The sequence below is a fragment of the Streptomyces sp. NPDC044002 genome, from assembly GCF_056434525.1.
In genome coordinates, this window is sequence record NZ_JBWKEZ010000057.1 from 2,563 (window position 1) to 19,433 (window position 16,871).

Consider the following 16,871-nt stretch of genomic DNA (forward strand, 5'->3'; position numbering starts at 1 on the left):
GAAGGGAGGGAAGAGAAGACCCGGGGACGACAAGAGGGGGGGGGGGGGGGGGGGGGCCGCCCCCCCCCCCCCCCCCCCCCCCCCCGGCGGGCGGCTCGGACGTCAGGCCAGGCGGGCCCGCACCTCGGCGACCACGTCGGCGACGGCCACGGCGGCCTGCTCGCCGGACTCCATGTCCTTGAGCTGGACGACGCCCTCGGCGAGGTCGCGGTCGCCCGCGACGATGGCGAGGCGCGCACCGCTGCGGTTCGCGTCCTTCATGGCGCCCTTGAGGCCCTTTCCACCGTAGGACATGTCGGCCGCGACCCCGGCCTTGCGCAGCTCGGTCACCAGTGCGAAGACGGCCGGCTTGGCCTCGCCCAGCGCGACCGCGAACACCGCCGTCGAGGCCGGGATGTCCAGCTCCACGCCCTCCGCCTCCAGGGCGAGGACGGTGCGGTCCACGCCGAGCGCCCAGCCGACCGACGGCAGCGCCGGTCCGCCGATCATCTCGGACAGGCCGTCGTAGCGGCCGCCGCCGCCGACCGCGGACTGCGAGCCCAGGCCGTCGTGGACGAACTCGAAGGTGGTGCGGGTGTAGTAGTCGAGGCCGCGCACGAGCTTCTCGTCGTCCTCGAAGGCGACCCCGGCGGCCGTGACCAGGGCCCGGACCTCCTCGTGGTACGCCTTGCACGCGTCGCACAGGTAGTCGCGCAGCACGGGGGCGCCCACCAGCTGCTTCTGCACCTCGGGCCGCTTGTCGTCGAGGACGCGCAGCGGGTTGATCTCGGCCCGGCGGATGGTCTCCTCGTCGAGGTCGAGGCCGCGCAGGAAGCCCTGGAGCGCCTCCCGGTACACCGGGCGGCACTCCTTGTCGCCGAGCGAGTTCAGCAGGATGCGGAAGTTGCGCAGGCCCAGCGAGCGGTACGCCTGGTCGGCCAGGATGATCAGCTCGGCGTCCAGGGCCGGGTCCTCGGCGCCGATGGCCTCGGCACCGACCTGCGAGAAGTGGCGGTAGCGGCCCTTCTGCGGCTTCTCGTAGCGGTAGTACGAGCCCGAGTACCAGAGCTTGACCGGCAGGTTGCCCTTCTTGTGCAGGCTCGACTCCAGGGCCGCGCGCAGCACGGAGGCCGTGCCCTCGGGGCGCAGGGCCAGCTGGTCGCCGCCCTTGGTGGTGAAGGCGTACATCTCCTTGGAGACGATGTCGGTGGACTCGCCGACACCGCGGGCGAAGAGGCCGACGTCCTCGAAGCCGGGGGTCTCGATGTAGCCGTAGCCGGAGTTCCGCAGGGGCGCGGAGATGGCCTCGCGAACGGCCAGGTACTTCACGGAGACCGGCGGGATCAGGTCGTACGTGCCCTTGGGGGCCTGAAAAGTAGCCACGAAACTCTCGTCACATTCCTCGTCGTGGGGCGGCGGTGCCGCCCCCCAGGCCGGCGGCGACCTCCCGCAGGTACGGGTTGGTCGCGCGCTCGCGGCCGATGGTGGTCTGGGGACCGTGGCCGGACAGCACCACCGTCGAGTCGTCCAGCGGCAGGCACACGCGGGCCAGCGACTGGAGGATCTCGGCGTGGGAGCCGCCGGGCAGGTCGGTGCGTCCGATGGAGCCGGCGAACAGCAGGTCGCCCGAGAAGAAGACGGGCGGGACGTCCGCCTGCTCGGGCATCCGGAAGGTCACCGACCCCTTGGTATGCCCGGGCGCGTGCGCCACCGAGAACTCCATCCCGGCCAGCTTCAGGGCGGCGCCGTCGGTGAGCTCGCGGACGTCGTCCGGCTCGCCCACGGTCAGCTCCCCCATGAGCGGCATTCCGATGGAGCGGCCGAGCGCCTTCTCCGGGTCGCTCATCATGTAGCGGTCCTCGGGGTGGATCCAGGCCGGTACGTCGTGTGCTCCGCACACCGGGACCACCGAGGCCACATGATCGATGTGGCCGTGGGTGAGGACGACGGCGACGGGCTTGAGACGGTGCTTCTTCAACGTCTCCTCGACGCCCTGGGCGGCCTGGTGGCCCGGGTCGATGATGACGCACTCCTCACCGGCGGCGGGGGCGACCAGGTAGCAGTTGGTGCCCCAGGCCCCGGCGGGGAATCCGGCAATCAGCACGTTCGTCCTCAATCGTCGTCCGGTGGCAGGCATCGGATCGGAATCTGCTGCTCAGAGCCTACCGGCGCCCCTCATCACACAGCGAACCCATATACGGTACGGCCTAACCCAGCCCGGACAGCGGTACCAGAGACGCACAAGGAGACGACCCGGTGGTCACGAGCGATCAGCGTCGGCGACAGCTCGCCAGGGAGAAGTACGAGCGCCAGCAGAAGCGCCGCGTGGAGGCCCGGCGCAAGTCGCGACAGCGCCTGGCGGTCATCGGTGCGGCCTCGGCCGTGGTGATCGCCACGCTGGTCGGCCTCGTCGTGGGCGGTGTGTTCGACAGCGGGGACAAGAAGGACTCCGCGGCCGACCCCTCGTCGTCCCCGTCGGCGCCGACGCCGAAGAAGTCGCCCTCGCCCGCCATGGCGATCGACGACAAGGCGAAGTACACCTTCGACCTGAAGACCAGCGCGGGCGACGTGAAGTTCGAGATGGACGCGGCGAAGACCCCGCAGACCGTGAACTCGTTCAAGTCGCTCGCCGACAAGGGCTTCTTCGACAAGACCAAGTGCCACCGCCTGGTCACCGGCGGGATCTTCGTCCTCCAGTGCGGCGACCCGGAGGGTACCGGCATGGGCGGTCCCGGCTACAACGTCCCGGACGAGAACCTGGACTCCCTGGGCAAGCCCAACGAGCAGGGGCAGGTGGTCTACCCGGCCGGCACGGTCGCGATGGCCAACACCGGCCGCCCCGGCACCGGCGGCAGCCAGTTCTTCCTCGTCTACAAGGACAGCCCGCTCGCCCCGTCCTACACCCCCTTCGGGAAGATCGACGCGGCCGGTCTGAAGGTGCTGGAGGAGGTGGCCAAGGCCGGGACCTCCGACGGCGCCCAGGACGGGGCCCCCAAGACCCCCGTGACCATCGAGAAGGGCACCGTCACCAAGAACTGACGGGGCGGCGCGGCCCCGGGCCCGGCCGGCCCGCCGCCCGTACGTCGATATTCCGTCGTGCGGGATGCGGACAGCCGGCCCGGCGGTCGCCTATGTTGGCGTTGTGCAGGGCGGGCGCTGCCCGCCCCAGGAAACTGTGGACGATGCCCGGGGGTCCACCCCCGGCGGGCATCAGGTGGAGGAGGCGCTGTGAGCAGCGACCCGTGGGGCCGAGTCGACGAGACCGGCACCGTGTACGTGCGTACTTCCGAGGGCGAGCAGGTCGTCGGCTCGTGGCAGGCGGGCACCCCTGAGGAGGCCCTGGCCTACTTCGAGCGCAAGTACGAGGGCTTGGTGGTCGAGATCGGCCTCCTCGAACGGCGGGTGCGGACCACCGATCTGTCCGCCAAGGACGCCCAGACGGCGATCGAGCACCTGCGTACCCAGGTGGACGAGCACCACGCCGTGGGCGACCTGGAGGCGCTGCGCGTCCGGCTCGACAAGCTGGTGGCGACGGTGGACTCGCGCCGCGAGGAGCGCAAGGTCCAGAAGGCCAAGCAGGCGGACGAGGCCCGTACGGCCAAGGACGCCCTGGTCACCGAGGCGGAGCAGCTGGCGCAGAGCGACCAGTGGCGCAGTGCCGGCGAGCGGCTGCGCGCGCTGGTGGACATCTGGAAGGGTCTGCCGCGGCTCGACCGCAAGTCGGACGACGAGCTGTGGCACCGCTTCTCGCACGCCCGCTCCGCCTTCTCCAAGCGCCGCAAGGCCCACTTCGCCGCGCTGGACGCGCAGCGCGAGGACGCCCGCAAGGCCAAGGAGAAGCTGGTCGCGGAGGCCGAGTCGCTGTCGAAGTCGACGGACTGGGGTCCGACGGCCGCCCGCTACCGCGAGCTGATGGACAGCTGGAAGGCGGCGGGCCGGGCTCAGCGCGAGTCCGAGGACGACCTGTGGAACCGTTTCCGCGGGGCCCAGGACGTGTTCTTCGCGGCGCGCAGCGAGGTGTTCGCGGAGCGCGACGCCGAGCAGGTCGAGAACCTGAAGCTGAAGGAGGAGCTGGCCGTCGAGGCGGAGAAGCTCGTCCCGGTGACGGACCTGAAGGCGGCGCGGGCCGCGTTCCGCTCCATCAACGAGCGCTGGGAGGGCATCGGCCACGTGCCGCGCGACGCCCGTCCCAAGGTCGAGGGCCGGATGCACGCCGTGGAGCGGGCGATCCAGGAGGCCGAGGAGGGCGAGTGGCGCCGTACGAACCCGGAGGCGCGGGCCCGTGCGGCCGGTCTGACGGGTCAGCTGCAGGCGGCCGTCGACAAGCTGCGTGAGCAGATCGACGCGGCGCGCGCGGCCGGCAACAACGCGAAGGCGGACAAGCTGGCCCGGGAGCTGGAGGGCCGGCAGGCCCTGCTGGACCAGGCGCTGAAGGGCCTGGAGGAGTTCGGCGGCTGACGCCGCGCACTTCCGCCGCCCCGGCTGTACGCCGGACGGGCACCACCGGTTTTCGGCCCGGTGGTGCCCGTCCGTCGTTCCGGGCGGCCGGGGTCCGCGCACGGCGCGTTCCGCACGGCCCTCCGTTATCAGGTCGACGCAGCCTGCGGGTATGTCGCACCTCGATCATGTGTACCGTTGTACGGTGCCGCCTCGGCGGACCTCCAGCCGGGCGAGGACCAGGATCGAAAGTGACGCATACCCACATACGCGCGGATGTCCCAGAGACCCGTCCCGTCGCGCGGCACGCCGCCGGCCGGAGGGCACCGGGGCGCCGGGGGGGCGGGCGGCGGGTACTCGCCAGTCTGCAGCGGGCCCGGAAGGCGCTGCTGATCCACATCGGGCTGCGCGCCGTCGGGCTCGCGGTGATGGCCTTCTGGGCCCGCCGCGAGGGCGTGGGGCCGCTGGAGGTCCTGGGCGGGCGCTGGGACTCCGACTTCTACCTCCACATGGCCGAGCACGGCCTGACGACGGAGATGCCCGCGTCCTGCGGCCCGGTGGGGCCGGACTGCCAGATGGCGTTCTTCCCCGTCTACCCGCTGCTGGTGCGGTGGACCGTGAACGTCACGCACCTGCCCGTGAACTGGGCGGCGATCGGGGTGGCGCTGCTCGCGTCGGTGATCGCCGCGTGGGGCATCTTCGCCGTCACCGACAAGATCTACGGGCGCCGGGTCGCCCTCTTCACCTGCGCGCTGTTCGCGATCGTGCCGGCGGCACTGGTCCAGTCGATGGCGTACACCGAGCCGGTGTTCATCGCCCTGTCGGCGTGGGCGATGTACGCGGTGCTGACGAAGTCCTGGCTGACGGCCGGGGTGCTGGCCTTCCTCGCCGGCGCCACGCGTCCCTCGGGGTCGGCGATCGTCGCGGCCGTGGTGCTGGCGGGCGTCTGGGAGATCGTGCAGTGGCGCCGCAGGCGGCGCGTGCAGCGTCCGCCCGTGGGGCGGATCCTCACGGCCTCGCTGATCGCCCCGCTGGGCTGGTTCGGCTACGTGGGCTTCGTGGGCCTGCACTCCGGCCGGTGGGACGGCTACTTCGAGCTCCAGGACCGCTGGGGTTCGAAGTACGACGGCGGCATCGACACGCTCCGGTCGCTGAAGAAGACGTTCACCGACACGCACCTCACCCTCAACCACGTCGTGGTGTCGCTGACGGTGGTCGCGGCCGTGGTGCTCTTCGTCATGATCACGCGCAAGCGCCGGCCCCCGGCGGTCGTGTGGATCTACACGGCCATGATCATGCTGGTCGCACTGGGCGGCGCGGGCTTCTACTACTCGAAGATGCGCTTCATCATGCCCGCCTTCCCGCTGCTCTTCCCCTTCGCACTGGCCCTGGCCAGGGCCCGGCGGACCACGGTGCTGTGGATCGTCGGGACGGCCACGGTGGTGTCCGCGCTCTTCGGCGGCAACCTGAACTTCGTCTGGTGGGCCAATCCCTGATCCGCCGGCCGCCCGTGACGGCAGTGGGCGCCACCCCCTCGGGGGTGGCGCCCACTCGCGCTTCCGGGTTCCGTTTCCGGTTCCGGTTCGGTTCCGCTACGGCCTGCGGGCCGAGGTGACGCGGTACACGTCGTAGACGCCCTCGACACCGCGTACGGCCTTCAGGACGTGCCCCAGGTGCTTGGGGTCGCCCATCTCGAAGGTGAACCGGGAGGTCGCCACCCGGTCGCGGGAGGTCTGCACGGCCGCCGAAAGGATGTTCACGTGCTGGTCCGACAGGACCCGGGTGACGTCCGACAGCAGCCGGGACCGGTCCAGCGCCTCGACCTGGATGGCCACCAGGAAGACGGAGGACTGGGTCGGCGCCCACTCCACCTCCAGCATCCGCTCGGGCTGCTGGGAGAGGGAGTCGACGTTGACGCAGTCGGCCCGGTGAACCGATACGCCACTGCCGCGCGTGACGAAGCCGATGATCGGGTCGCCCGGCACCGGGGTGCAGCAGCGGGCCAGCTTCACCCACACGTCCTCGACGCCCTTGACGACCACACCCGGGTCGGCGTTGCCGCGCCGCTTGGTGCGGGCGCGCGACGGCGGGACGCTCTCCTCGATGTCCTCGTTGGCGGCCTCCTCGCCGCCGAGGGCCTGCACCAGCTTCTGCACGACGCCCTGCGCGGCCACGTGGCCCTCGCCGATCGCCGCGTACAGGGAGGAGATGTCCGGGTAGCGCATCTCGTGCGCCAGGGTGACGAGGGAGTCGCCCGTCAGGATGCGCTGGATCGGCAGGTTCTGCTTGCGCATGGCCCGCGCGATGGCGTCCTTGCCGTGCTCGATGGCCTCGTCGCGGCGCTCCTTGGAGAACCAGGCGCGGATCTTGTTGCGGGCCCGCGGGGACTTGACGAAGCCGAGCCAGTCGCGGGACGGGCCCGCGCCCTCGGCCTTGGATGTGAACACCTCGACCAGGTCGCCGTTGTCCAGGGTCGATTCGAGCGGTACGAGCCGCCCGTTGACCCGCGCCCCTATGGTCCGGTGGCCGACCTCGGTGTGGACCGCGTACGCGAAGTCCACGGAGGTCGCCCCGGCGGGCAGCGCGATGACGTCGCCCTTGGGGGTGAAGACGAAGACCTCGTTGCGGGAGAGGTCGAAGCGCAGCGAGTCGAGGAACTCGCCCGGGTCCTCCGTCTCCTTCTGCCAGTCGAGCAGCTGGCGCAGCCAGGCCATGTCGTTGACGGTGTCCTGGCCGGCGCTGCCCTTGGCGGCCTGCGGGACGTCGGTGCGGACCTTGGAGGCTCCGGCGACGGTCTGCTGCTTGTACTTCCAGTGCGCGGCGATGCCGTACTCGGCGCGGCGGTGCATGTCGAAGGTGCGGATCTGGAGCTCGACCGGCTTGCCGCTGGGCCCGATGACCGTCGTGTGGAGCGACTGGTACATGTTGAACTTGGGCATCGCGATGTAGTCCTTGAACCGGCCGGGGACCGGGTTCCAGCGCGCGTGCACCGTGCCGAGGGCCGCGTAGCAGTCCCGGACGGTGTCCACGAGGACGCGGATGCCCACCAGGTCGTAGATCTCCGCGAAGTCACGGCCGCGGACGATCATCTTCTGGTAGACGCTGTAGTAGTGCTTGGGTCTGCCCGTGACGGTGGCCTTGATCCGGGCCGCGCGCAGGTCGACCATCACCTCGTCCGTGACGACGGCGAGGTACTCGTCGCGCTTGGGCGCCCGCTCGGCGACGAGCCGCACGATCTCGTCGTACATCTTGGGGTAGAGGATCGCGAACGCGAGGTCCTCCAGTTCCCACTTGATCGTGTTCATGCCGAGGCGGTGGGCCAGCGGCGCGTAGATCTCGAGGGTCTCGCGGGCCTTCTTCTCCTGCTTCTCCCGCTTGAGGTAGCGCATGGTGCGCATGTTGTGCAGGCGGTCGGCGAGCTTGATGACCAGGACGCGCGGGTCCTTGGCCATGGCGACGACCATCTTGCGGACGGTCTCGGCCTGGGCGGCCTCGCCGAACTTGACCCGGTCGAGCTTGGTGACGCCGTCGACGAGGAGGGCCACGGCGTCGCCGAAGTCGCGGCGGAGCTGCTCCAGGCCGTACTCGGTGTCCTCGACGGTGTCGTGCAGCAGTCCCGCCATCAGGGTGGCCGGGTCCATGCCGAGCTCGGCGAGGATGGTGGTCACCGCGAGCGGGTGGGTGATGTACGGGTCGCCGCTCTTGCGCTTCTGGCCGCGGTGCCAGCGTTCGGCGACCTGGTAGGCCTGCTCGATCTGGCGCAGCGTCGCCGTCTCGATCTTCGGGTCGTTGCTGCGGACTATACGGAGCAGGGGTTCCAGTACCGGGTTGTACGGGTTGGAACGCTGCACACCGAGGCGCGCCAGCCGGGCGCGCACCCGGTTGGAGGAACCGGCCGGCCTGGCCGGAACGGGCTTGACCGGCGGGGCCGGCGGGGGCGTGGCTGCGGCCGCCGCGGCCGGGTCGGCCTTCGGGTCGGGCTGTGCGGCGGAGAGTGGCTGGACCTCGTCTGGCAAGAGCGCTCCTCTGGGATCCGGGGCCCCGGTCAGGTCCGGATAACCCATGGTAGCGAGCGTTCCGCCGCCCCGTTCTCCTCGGTCGCCCACTGGGACGCGGCCCCAGGCCCGCTCCGGCCCGCCTGTATTCCGGCAGCGGCGCCGCACACGACGACGGCGGGTACCCGGAACGTCCCGGGCACCCGCCGCTTCGGCGGAGCAGAGGTCAGACCACGATCAGCGCGTCCAGCGGGGCGCCGCCCAGCGCGGGAGCCAGCTTCTCCCGGCCCGGGAGGAACGACAGCTCCATCAGGACCGCCACTCCGGCGACCTCGGCACCGGCCCGCCGGATCAGCTCCAGCGACGCCTCGGCGGTACCGCCGGTCGCGAGGACGTCGTCGATGACCATGACCTTGTCACCGGCCGACAGGTCCTCCGCGTGGACCTCGATCTCGGCGGTGCCGTACTCCAGCTCGTACGACTGTGCGAGCGTGGCGCCGGGCAGCTTGCCGGCCTTGCGTACGGGGATGAAGCCGATGCCCGCCTGGACGGCGACCGGGGCGGCGAGGATGAACCCGCGCGCCTCCAGGCCGACGATCTTGGTGGCGCCGTACCGGACGGCCAGCTCCACCAGCGCCTCCGTCAGCGCCGCGAAGGCCTTCGGGTCGGCGAGCAGCGGGGTGATGTCCTTGAACACCACGCCGGGCTTCGGGTAGTCCGGGACGTCCTTGATCCGGCCGAGCAGCAGCTCGCGGAGTTCGGGCGTGGAAGAGGGCGCGGTCACCGGCGCCGCCTCCCCTGGCCGCCCTGGGCCACGACCTGCGGGGCGTCGTCCGCGTCGGCACCCTCGGCGTCCTCGCCCTTGGCGGCCGCGGCGGCGCGCTTGGCGAGGACCCGCTTGGTCAGCGCCTTCATCGCCGGCTCGCGCTCCTTCAGGTCCACGACCAGCGGGGTCGCGATGAAGATCGAGGAGTACGCACCGGCCGCGAGGCCGACGAACAGCGACAGCGAGATGTCGTTGAGCATGCCCGCGCCGAGGAAGCCGCCGCCGATGAAGAGCAGGCCCGCGACCGGGAGCAGCGCGACGACGGTGGTGTTGATCGAGCGGACCAGCGTGCCGTTGATGCTGCGGTTGGCGATCTCGCTGAAGGTGTAGCGGGTCTGCTTGGTGATGTCCTTCGACCCCTCCTTCAGACCGTCGAAGACGACGACGGTGTCGTAGAGGGAGTAGCCGAGGATGGTGAGCAGACCGATCACGGTGCCCGGGGTGACCTCGAAGCCGACCAGCGCGTACACGCCGACGGTGATGGTGAGGTCGTGGATCAGCGCGATCAGCGCGGCGACGGCCATCCGCCACTCGAAGGCGATGGCGAGGTAGATCACCACGAGGACCATGAAGACCCCGAGGCCGGTCCAGGCCTTGTTCGCGATCTGCTCGCCCCAGCTCGGGCCGACCAGGTCGGCGTTGATCTGGGCCGCGTCGACCTTGAGGTCGGTGCCGAGCTGCTTCTTCACCGAGGCGGCGGAGTCGGTGTCCAGACCGGAGATCTGGATGCGCAGGCCGCCGTTGCCGAGCTTCTGGACGATCGCGTCGTGCCCCGAGGCCTTCTCCGCGCTCTCCGTCGCGTGGGCGACGGAGGCGGCCGTCTTCGGGGTGGTGAAGACGGCGCCGCCCTTGAATTCGATGCCCATGTTGAGGCCCTGAACGGCCAGGGCCACGATCGCCGTGATGGTGATCAGGATGGAAACGCCGTACCAGACGAAGCGCTTGCCGACGAAGTCGTAGCCGACCTCACCGCGGTACAGCTTGGCGCCGAGATCTCCCAGCTTCGACATCTCTCACGCCTCCTTTGCGTCGACGGGGGCGGGAACGGGCGCGCTGCGGCGGGACCGGCGCAGCGGCGGCTTGGCGCCCAGCCGCTTCGGGTCCAGCCCGGACCACGGGTGCCCGCTGGAGAAGAACTTCGTACGGGCCAGCAGGGTCATGACCGGCTTGGTGAACAGGAACACCACGGCCACGTCGAGCAGGGTCGTCAGACCCAGCGTGAACGCGAAGCCCCGCACCTTGCCGACGGTGACGATGAAGAGCACCGCGGCGGCGAGGAACGACACGAAGTCGGAGACCAGGATGGTGCGGCGGGCACGCGGCCAGGCGCGCTCGACGGCCGGACGCAGGGTGCGGCCTTCGCGGATCTCGTCGCGGATGCGCTCGAAGTACACGATGAACGAGTCGGCGGTGATGCCGATCGCGACGATCGCGCCGCAGACGGCGGGCAGGTTCAGGGCGAAGCCGATTCCCTTGCCCAGCAGCGCCATGATCGTGTACGTGAGGATCGCGGACACCAGGAGGCTGACGATGGCGATGAAGGCCAGGCCCCGGTAGTACACCAGCAGGTAGATCACCACGAGCGCGAGGCCGATGGCGCCGGCGATGAGGCCCGCCTTCAGCTGCTCGCCGCCGAGCGCGGCGGTGACGGTGGTGACGCTGTCCTCCTGGAAGGACAGCGGCAGGGCGCCGTACGAGAGCATGTTGCCCAGGTCCTGCGCGGACTGCTGGGTGAAGCCGCCGGAGATCTCGGCGTTGCCGCCGGTCAGCGCCTGGCTGACGGACGGGTCGGAGATGACCTCGCCGTCGAGCACGATCGCGAACTGGTTCTGCGGGGACTGCTTGGTGGCGAGCTCACCGGTGATCTTGGCGAACTTGTCGGCGCCCTTGTCGGTGAACTGCATGGTGACGATCCACTGACCGCGCTGCTGGTCGATGATGCCCTTGGCGTCCTTCACGTCCTGGCCGTCGACCTGGGCCGGACCGAGGACCCACTTGCCCCAGGCGTTGCCGCGCTGGCCACAGGCGATCATCGGGTCGGTGGGCTTCACACCCTTGCCTGCCGTGGCGCGCTGGTCTTCCTTGGTGCAGTCCAGCGCGGCGAACTTCGCCTGGAGGTCCGCGACGGCCGGGTCGGCCGACGGGGTCGGGGCGGGGGCCGGGGCGGAGGCGGAGGGCGTGGCCTTGCTGTCGTCTGCCTTCTTCGACTCGCTCGCCGAGGGCGAGGGAGTGGGGGTGCCCGGGGCCTTGAGGGCCTCGCTGAGCACACGGCCCTGGGAAGTGGCGCTGGACGACGGGGTGGCCGACGCGGAGGGCTTGGAGCCCTCGGCCTTCGGGGCGCCGGAGCCGCTCGCGGAGGGGCTCGGGGACGAGCTCGCGGAGGTGCTCGGCTTCGGCTCGGGAGCGACGGGGGCACCGTCGGCGAAGGCCAGTACGGGGCGGAAGTACAGCTGGGCGGTGGTACCGACCTGCTGGCGGGCCTGCTGCTCGTTCACCCCCTTGGGGATGTTCACGATGATGTGGTCGCGGCCCTGCGTCTGGACCTCGGCCTCCGAGACGCCGAGACCGTTGACGCGGCGCTCGATGATGCCGACCGCCGTGTTCATGTTGGTCTCGTTGACGGCGTCCGGCTTGCCGGGCTCGCTCTTCGCCTTGAGCGTGATGCTCGTACCGCCGGCGAGGTCGATGCCCAGGCGGGGCGTCGTCTGCTTCGTGAGGAACATCCCCGCGGTGAGCGCCACCATCGCGATCAGGATGAAGGCCAGGGCGCGCCCCGGCCTCCCCTGAGCCCCCGTGGGCCGCCGGCCCTTCTTCGGTGCTGCCACCTTGTCGTTTCTCCCTGTCCAACCGTCCCGCGCCGGGTCAGCGCGCGGACGGCCACGAAATGTGTGGTGGGGACCCCTGCCCCCCGCAGAAGTTCACTGCGGGAACCGCGGCGGATGCCGGTCGGACACCACCGCGGTCCCTGCCGGCCGCTACTTGGCGCCGGGCTCGCCGTCGGTCTTGCCGTCCTTCGGCTCGTCGTCGCCCTTGGGCTCGTCCTTCTTGCCCAGGTCGAGCTTGGGGGCGTCGCCCTCGGTCAGCGAGGAGGCGTCGTCGGGGACCACCGGCGCGTCGTCCTCGGAGGCCTCGGAGAAGCCGTGGACGATCCGGTTGTACTCGGCGTCCTCCAGCACGGCGCCGATGGCGTTCTTCGCGTAGACCGCGTGGACACCGGGGGCCACCTCCAGGGTGACGGTGTCCTCACCGATCTCCTTGACGGTGGCGTACATGCCGCCGATGGTGCGCACGCCGGTGCCGGTCGTCATCTGGTCGCGCATCGAAGCGGCCTGGGCCTGCTTCTTCTTGGCGGACCGGGTCATCAGGAACATCGCCCCGATGAGCACGATGAACGGGAGCAAGAAGCTGATGTTGTTCACGGGACGAGGATCCTTCGCACGGCCGCGCCAGGGAGCGGCCATTTCTACGGGGGTGGGCACGCCGACCCGAAGGGTCGGCATCGGCGGAGTCTAGGCGAGTCCGCACCGATGGAACAACGCCCAGCATGGCACCGCAGTTCCTGACCGGTCGAACCTCCGCGCCGTCAGGCCCCGAACAGGCCCTGTTGTCCGCTTGTTCCGCCGCCGCCCTGCTGGGGCGGGACGAGCCCCAGGTGGGCCCATGCGGCGGGGGTCGCGATCCGGCCTCGGGGGGTGCGGGCGAGCAGCCCCTCCCGGACGAGGAAGGGCTCGGCGACCTCCTCGACCGTCTCGCGCTCCTCCCCCACGGCGACGGCGAGGGTGGAGAGCCCGACGGGACCGCCGCCGAACAGCTTGAGCAGCGCCTCCAGCACGGCCCGGTCGAGCCGGTCGAGCCCGCGCGCGTCCACCTCGTACACCTGGAGGGCGGTCGCGGCCACCTCACGGGTGATCACCCCGTCGGCCTTCACCTGGGCGTAGTCGCGCACGCGGCGCAGCAGCCGGTTGGCGATGCGGGGGGTGCCGCGGGAGCGTCCGGCGATCTCGGCGGCCCCGGCGGTGTCGATCTCGACGTCGAGGAGGCCGGCGGAGCGGTGGACGACGCGTTCCAGCTCGGCGGGGGCGTAGAACTCCATGTGCCCGGTGAAGCCGAAGCGGTCCCGCAGCGGCGGGGGCAGCAGGCCGGCCCGGGTCGTCGCCCCGACGAGGGTGAACGGCGGCAGCTCCAGCGGGATCGCGGTCGCGCCCGGCCCCTTCCCCACGATCACGTCGACGCGGAAGTCCTCCATGGCCATGTACAGCATCTCCTCGGCGGGCCGGGACATGCGGTGGATCTCGTCGAGGAAGAGGACCTCCCCCTCCTGGAGGGAGGACAGGATCGCGGCGAGGTCCCCGGCGTGCTGGATGGCGGGGCCGGAGGTGATCCGGATGGGCGCGCCCATCTCGGCGGCGATGATCATGGAGAGGGTGGTCTTGCCGAGGCCGGGCGCGCCGGACAGCAGCACGTGGTCGGCGGTGGCGCCGCGCTGGCGGGCGGCCTTCAGCACGAGGTCCAGCTGCTGGCGGACCTTCTCCTGGCCGACGAACTCGCCGAGGTCCTTCGGGCGCAGCGCCGCCTCGACGGCGGTGTCCTCCCCGTCGGCGGCGGCCGCCACGATCCGGTCGTCGCTCTCGTCGTCCCAGTTCACGGTGTTCAGTCTGCCTTCTACGTCGTTGCGGTGGTGGGCGGGGTGGGCCGGTGCCGGTGCGGGGGCTGCGCGTGTGCCGCTGCGCGGGGCCGGTCCCCTACCCGCCCTTCGCCCGTTCCCCGGGGGCTCCGCCCCCGGACCCCCGCGCCTCAAACGCCGGCGGGGCTGGATGTATCCAGCCCGCGCGGCGTTTGAGCGCACCGGGCGCGCAGCGCCCGGTATCGGGGTCAGGGGCGGAGCCCCTGGGAACGGCGGAAGGGCGGGTAGGGGACCAGCCCCGCGCAGCGGGAGCCCGTCAGCGGGCCCGGTTCAGGGACTGGAGCGCGGCCCGCAGCAGCTGCGGAACGGGCGCCGACCCGCCGGCGGCAACGGCGGCCTCGGCCTGCGGCGTCACCGCCGACACCGCCTCCTCCGCGTCCCGCGACGCGTACCCCAGCCCGATCAGCGCGGCCGTGAGCTGCTCCGTCCACGGCGCCGGCCCCGCCGCCGCGGGCGCACGCTGCGCACCGACCGCCACACCGCCCGGCGCGCCCAGCTTCCCCTTCAGCTCCAGCAGCAGCTTCTGCGCCCCCTTCGGCCCGATCCCCGGCACCGCCGTCAGCGCCTTCGCGTCGCCCGCGGCGAACGCCACGCGCAGCGCGTCCGGGCTGTGCACCCCGAGCATCGCCTGGGCCACCCGGGGGCCGACCCCGCTCGCGGTCTGGAGCAGCTCGAACACCTGGCGTTCGTCGTCGTCGGCGAAGCCGTACAGGGTGAGCGAGTCCTCGCGCACGACCAGGGAGGTGGCCAGTCTCGCCTGCTCGCCCACCCGGAGCCCCGCGATGGTGTTCGGCGTGCACTGCACGGCCATGCCGACCCCCCCGACCTCGATCACGGCCAGGGTGGGGGCGAGCGCGGCGACCTGGCCGCTGACGAAGGCGATCATCGGGTACGGCCCTTCAAAACGGAGGCGTGCTGGGCGGCTACCGCCTGCTGGAGGCGGTTCTGGGCGGGGGCCCGCCAGATGTGGCAGATGGCGAGGGCGAGCGCGTCGGCGGCGTCGGCCGGCTTCGGCGGTTCGGCGAGCCGCAGCAGCCGGGTCACCATCGCCCCGACCTGCGCCTTGTCGGCACGGCCGCTGCCGGTGACGGCGGCCTTGACCTCGCTCGGGGTGTGCAGGGCGACCGGTATCCCCCGGCGCGCGGCGCACAGCATGGCAACGGCGCTGGCCTGGGCGGTCCCCATCACGGTGCGCACGTTGTGCTGGCTGAAAACCCGCTCCACGGCGACGAACTCGGGACGGTGCGCATCGAGCCATTCCTCGATGCCCGCCTCGATCGCGACGAGCCGTTGCCCCAGCTCGGCGTCGGCGGGCGTCCGCACGACCCCGACGCCGATCATGGTCAGGGGCCGCCCGGCGACTCCCTCGACCACGCCGACACCGCACCTGGTCAGCCCCGGGTCCACACCCAGTACGCGCACTCCGCCCCCTCTTCCGACACCTGTCCGTGCAGGCTATCCGCCCGCACCGACAATGCGACGGCGGGCCGACAGGGTGTGTCCTGTCGGCCCGCCGAAGGCAGAGCGGGAGGGTGCGGCGCCGGTCAGGCGTCGACCTTCTCCATGACCTCGTCCGAGACGTCGAAGTTGGCGAAGACGTTCTGCACGTCGTCGCTGTCCTCCAGCGCGTCGATCAGCTTGAAGATCTTGCGCGCGCCCTCTTCGTCGAGCTCGACCTGCATGGTCGGGACGAAGCTGGAGTCGGCGGAGTCGTAGTCGATGCCGGCTTCCTGGAGCGCGGTGCGGACCGCGACCAGGTCGGTGGCCTCGCTGATGATCTCCCAGGTCTCGCCGTTGTCGTTGACCTCTTCGGCGCCGGCCTCCAGGACCGCGTCCAGGACGTCGTCCTCGGAGAGCTCGGCCTTGGGCAGCAGGATGACGCCCTTGCGGTTGAACAGGTACGAGACCGAGCCCGGGTCGGCCATGGAGCCGCCGTTGCGGGTCATGGCGACGCGGACGTCGGAGGCGGCACGGTTGCGGTTGTCGGTGAGGCACTCGATGAGCACCGCGACGCCGTTGGGGCCGTAGCCTTCGTACATGATCGTCTCGTAGTCGGCGCCGCCGGCCTCGAGGCCGCCGCCGCGCTTGACCGCGGAGTCGATGTTCTTGTTCGGGACCGACTGCTTCTTGGCCTTCTGAACGGCGTCGAAGAGCGTCGGGTTGCCGTCGATGTCGGCACCGCCCATACGGGCCGCGACCTCGATGTTCTTGATCAGCTTCGCGAAGAGCTTGCCGCGCTTGGCATCGATCACGGCCTTCTTGTGCTTCGTCGTAGCCCATTTAGAGTGGCCGGACATCCGCCTGTCTCCTTCGCGTAACCAACAGTGTTCGTCTCCGATCCTACCGGGACCGGGTCACAGCCCCGCGCGCACCATGTCGACGAAGTACGCGTGCACGCGATCGTCGCCGGTCAGCTCGGGGTGGAACGAGGTCGCCAGGACGTTGCCCTGGCGCACGGCGACCGTGTGGCCGTCGTACGTCGCGAGCACCTCGACGCTGCCGCCGACCGACTCGACCCACGGGGCGCGGATGAAGACGCCCTCGACGGGGCCGCCTTCTATGCCCGCGAAGTCGATCTGCGCCTCGAAGGACTCGTTCTGGCGGCCGAAGGCGTTGCGGCGCACGATCATGTCGATGCCGCCGAGCGTCTCCTGGTCCTCACGGCCGTCGAGCAGCTTGTCGGCGAGCATGATCATGCCGGCGCAGGTGCCGTAGACGGGCATGCCGGCGCGCACGCGCTCGCGCAGCGGCTCCAGCATGCCGAACAGCACGGCGAGCTTCGACATGGTCGTGGACTCGCCGCCGGGGATCACCAGCGCGTCGACCTCGGCGAGCTCCTCGGGGCGCCGGACCGGCCTGGCCACGGCGTCAGCCGCGGCCAGGGCGATCAGGTGCTCCCGTACGTCGCCCTGGAGGGCCAGGACACCAATAACGGGGGTGGTCATGGCAG

The 16,871-nt window shown here is 71.1% G+C and carries 15 protein-coding genes; 3 read left to right on the plus strand and 12 right to left on the minus strand.

Translation table 11 applies throughout. From position 1 onward, the window contains the following. Window positions 1-102: 102 nt before the first annotated feature. Window positions 103-1,362 carry a histidine--tRNA ligase gene (gene hisS / locus AC07A6_RS31720; RefSeq protein WP_362474316.1) on the minus strand — a complete coding sequence of 420 codons (1,260 nt, stop codon included), beginning with the start codon at window positions 1,360-1,362 and terminating at the stop codon, window positions 103-105. A gap of 10 nt (window positions 1,363-1,372) precedes the next feature. After that, a complete protein-coding gene (locus AC07A6_RS31725) occupies window positions 1,373-2,083 on the minus strand; it encodes an MBL fold metallo-hydrolase (RefSeq protein WP_362474318.1) in 711 nt (236 codons plus the stop codon). Window positions 2,084-2,235: 152 nt separating this feature from the next. On the opposite strand from AC07A6_RS31725, the gene AC07A6_RS31730 reads away from it, so the two are divergent. The 3 genes from AC07A6_RS31730 to AC07A6_RS31740 all read left to right on the plus strand — a co-directional run bounded on the left by AC07A6_RS31730 (window position 2,236) and on the right by AC07A6_RS31740 (window position 5,912). Next, the gene (locus tag AC07A6_RS31730; RefSeq protein ID WP_362474321.1) at window positions 2,236-3,018 is read left to right on the plus strand and encodes a peptidylprolyl isomerase; all 783 of its coding nucleotides are present in this window, start codon (window positions 2,236-2,238) and stop codon (window positions 3,016-3,018) included. Between the two features lie 189 nt (window positions 3,019-3,207). Beyond that, on the plus strand, window positions 3,208-4,437 hold the full coding sequence (locus tag AC07A6_RS31735) for a DUF349 domain-containing protein (protein WP_362474323.1): 1,230 nt from the start codon (window positions 3,208-3,210) through the stop codon (window positions 4,435-4,437). Between the two features lie 230 nt (window positions 4,438-4,667). Continuing rightward, window positions 4,668-5,912 carry a glycosyltransferase family 39 protein gene (locus AC07A6_RS31740; protein WP_478779436.1) on the plus strand — a complete coding sequence of 415 codons (1,245 nt, stop codon included), beginning with the start codon at window positions 4,668-4,670 and terminating at the stop codon, window positions 5,910-5,912. A 96-nt stretch (window positions 5,913-6,008) separates the two neighbouring features. Here AC07A6_RS31740 and AC07A6_RS31745 read toward each other — a convergent pair whose 3' ends face one another. The 10 genes from AC07A6_RS31745 to pdxT form a co-directional block, all read right to left on the minus strand. Then, on the minus strand, window positions 6,009-8,432 hold the full coding sequence (locus AC07A6_RS31745) for a RelA/SpoT family protein (RefSeq protein ID WP_125817788.1): 2,424 nt from the start codon (window positions 8,430-8,432) through the stop codon (window positions 6,009-6,011). A 205-nt stretch (window positions 8,433-8,637) separates the two neighbouring features. After that, window positions 8,638-9,195, minus strand: coding sequence for an adenine phosphoribosyltransferase (locus AC07A6_RS31750; RefSeq protein ID WP_478779437.1), 558 nt, complete (start codon window positions 9,193-9,195; stop codon window positions 8,638-8,640). Beyond that, window positions 9,192-10,247, minus strand: a complete 1,056-nt coding sequence (secF, locus tag AC07A6_RS31755) for a protein translocase subunit SecF (protein WP_478779438.1) — start codon at window positions 10,245-10,247, stop codon at window positions 9,192-9,194. The genes AC07A6_RS31750 and secF overlap by 4 nt, the downstream gene beginning before the upstream one ends. 3 nt (window positions 10,248-10,250) lie before the next feature. Then, a complete protein-coding gene (gene secD, locus AC07A6_RS31760; RefSeq protein ID WP_478779439.1) occupies window positions 10,251-12,062 on the minus strand; it encodes a protein translocase subunit SecD in 1,812 nt (603 codons plus the stop codon). Between the two features lie 150 nt (window positions 12,063-12,212). After that, a complete protein-coding gene (gene yajC, locus AC07A6_RS31765; protein ID WP_386273171.1) occupies window positions 12,213-12,656 on the minus strand; it encodes a preprotein translocase subunit YajC in 444 nt (147 codons plus the stop codon). A gap of 164 nt (window positions 12,657-12,820) precedes the next feature. After that, window positions 12,821-13,882, minus strand: coding sequence for a Holliday junction branch migration DNA helicase RuvB (gene ruvB, locus AC07A6_RS31770; protein WP_042800641.1), 1,062 nt, complete (start codon window positions 13,880-13,882; stop codon window positions 12,821-12,823). Window positions 13,883-14,177: 295 nt separating this feature from the next. Continuing rightward, a complete protein-coding gene (gene ruvA / locus AC07A6_RS31775; protein WP_362472003.1) occupies window positions 14,178-14,807 on the minus strand; it encodes a Holliday junction branch migration protein RuvA in 630 nt (209 codons plus the stop codon). Next, window positions 14,804-15,343, minus strand: a complete 540-nt coding sequence (ruvC, locus tag AC07A6_RS31780; protein ID WP_362472000.1) for a crossover junction endodeoxyribonuclease RuvC — start codon at window positions 15,341-15,343, stop codon at window positions 14,804-14,806. The genes ruvA and ruvC overlap by 4 nt, the downstream gene beginning before the upstream one ends. A 122-nt stretch (window positions 15,344-15,465) precedes the next feature. Further along, complete coding sequence (locus tag AC07A6_RS31785) at window positions 15,466-16,218, minus strand: YebC/PmpR family DNA-binding transcriptional regulator (protein WP_362471997.1); 753 nt, start codon at window positions 16,216-16,218, stop codon at window positions 15,466-15,468. 57 nt (window positions 16,219-16,275) lie between these two features. After that, on the minus strand, window positions 16,276-16,866 hold the full coding sequence (gene pdxT, locus AC07A6_RS31790) for a pyridoxal 5'-phosphate synthase glutaminase subunit PdxT (protein ID WP_362471994.1): 591 nt from the start codon (window positions 16,864-16,866) through the stop codon (window positions 16,276-16,278). Between the last annotated feature and the right edge of the window lie 5 nt (window positions 16,867-16,871).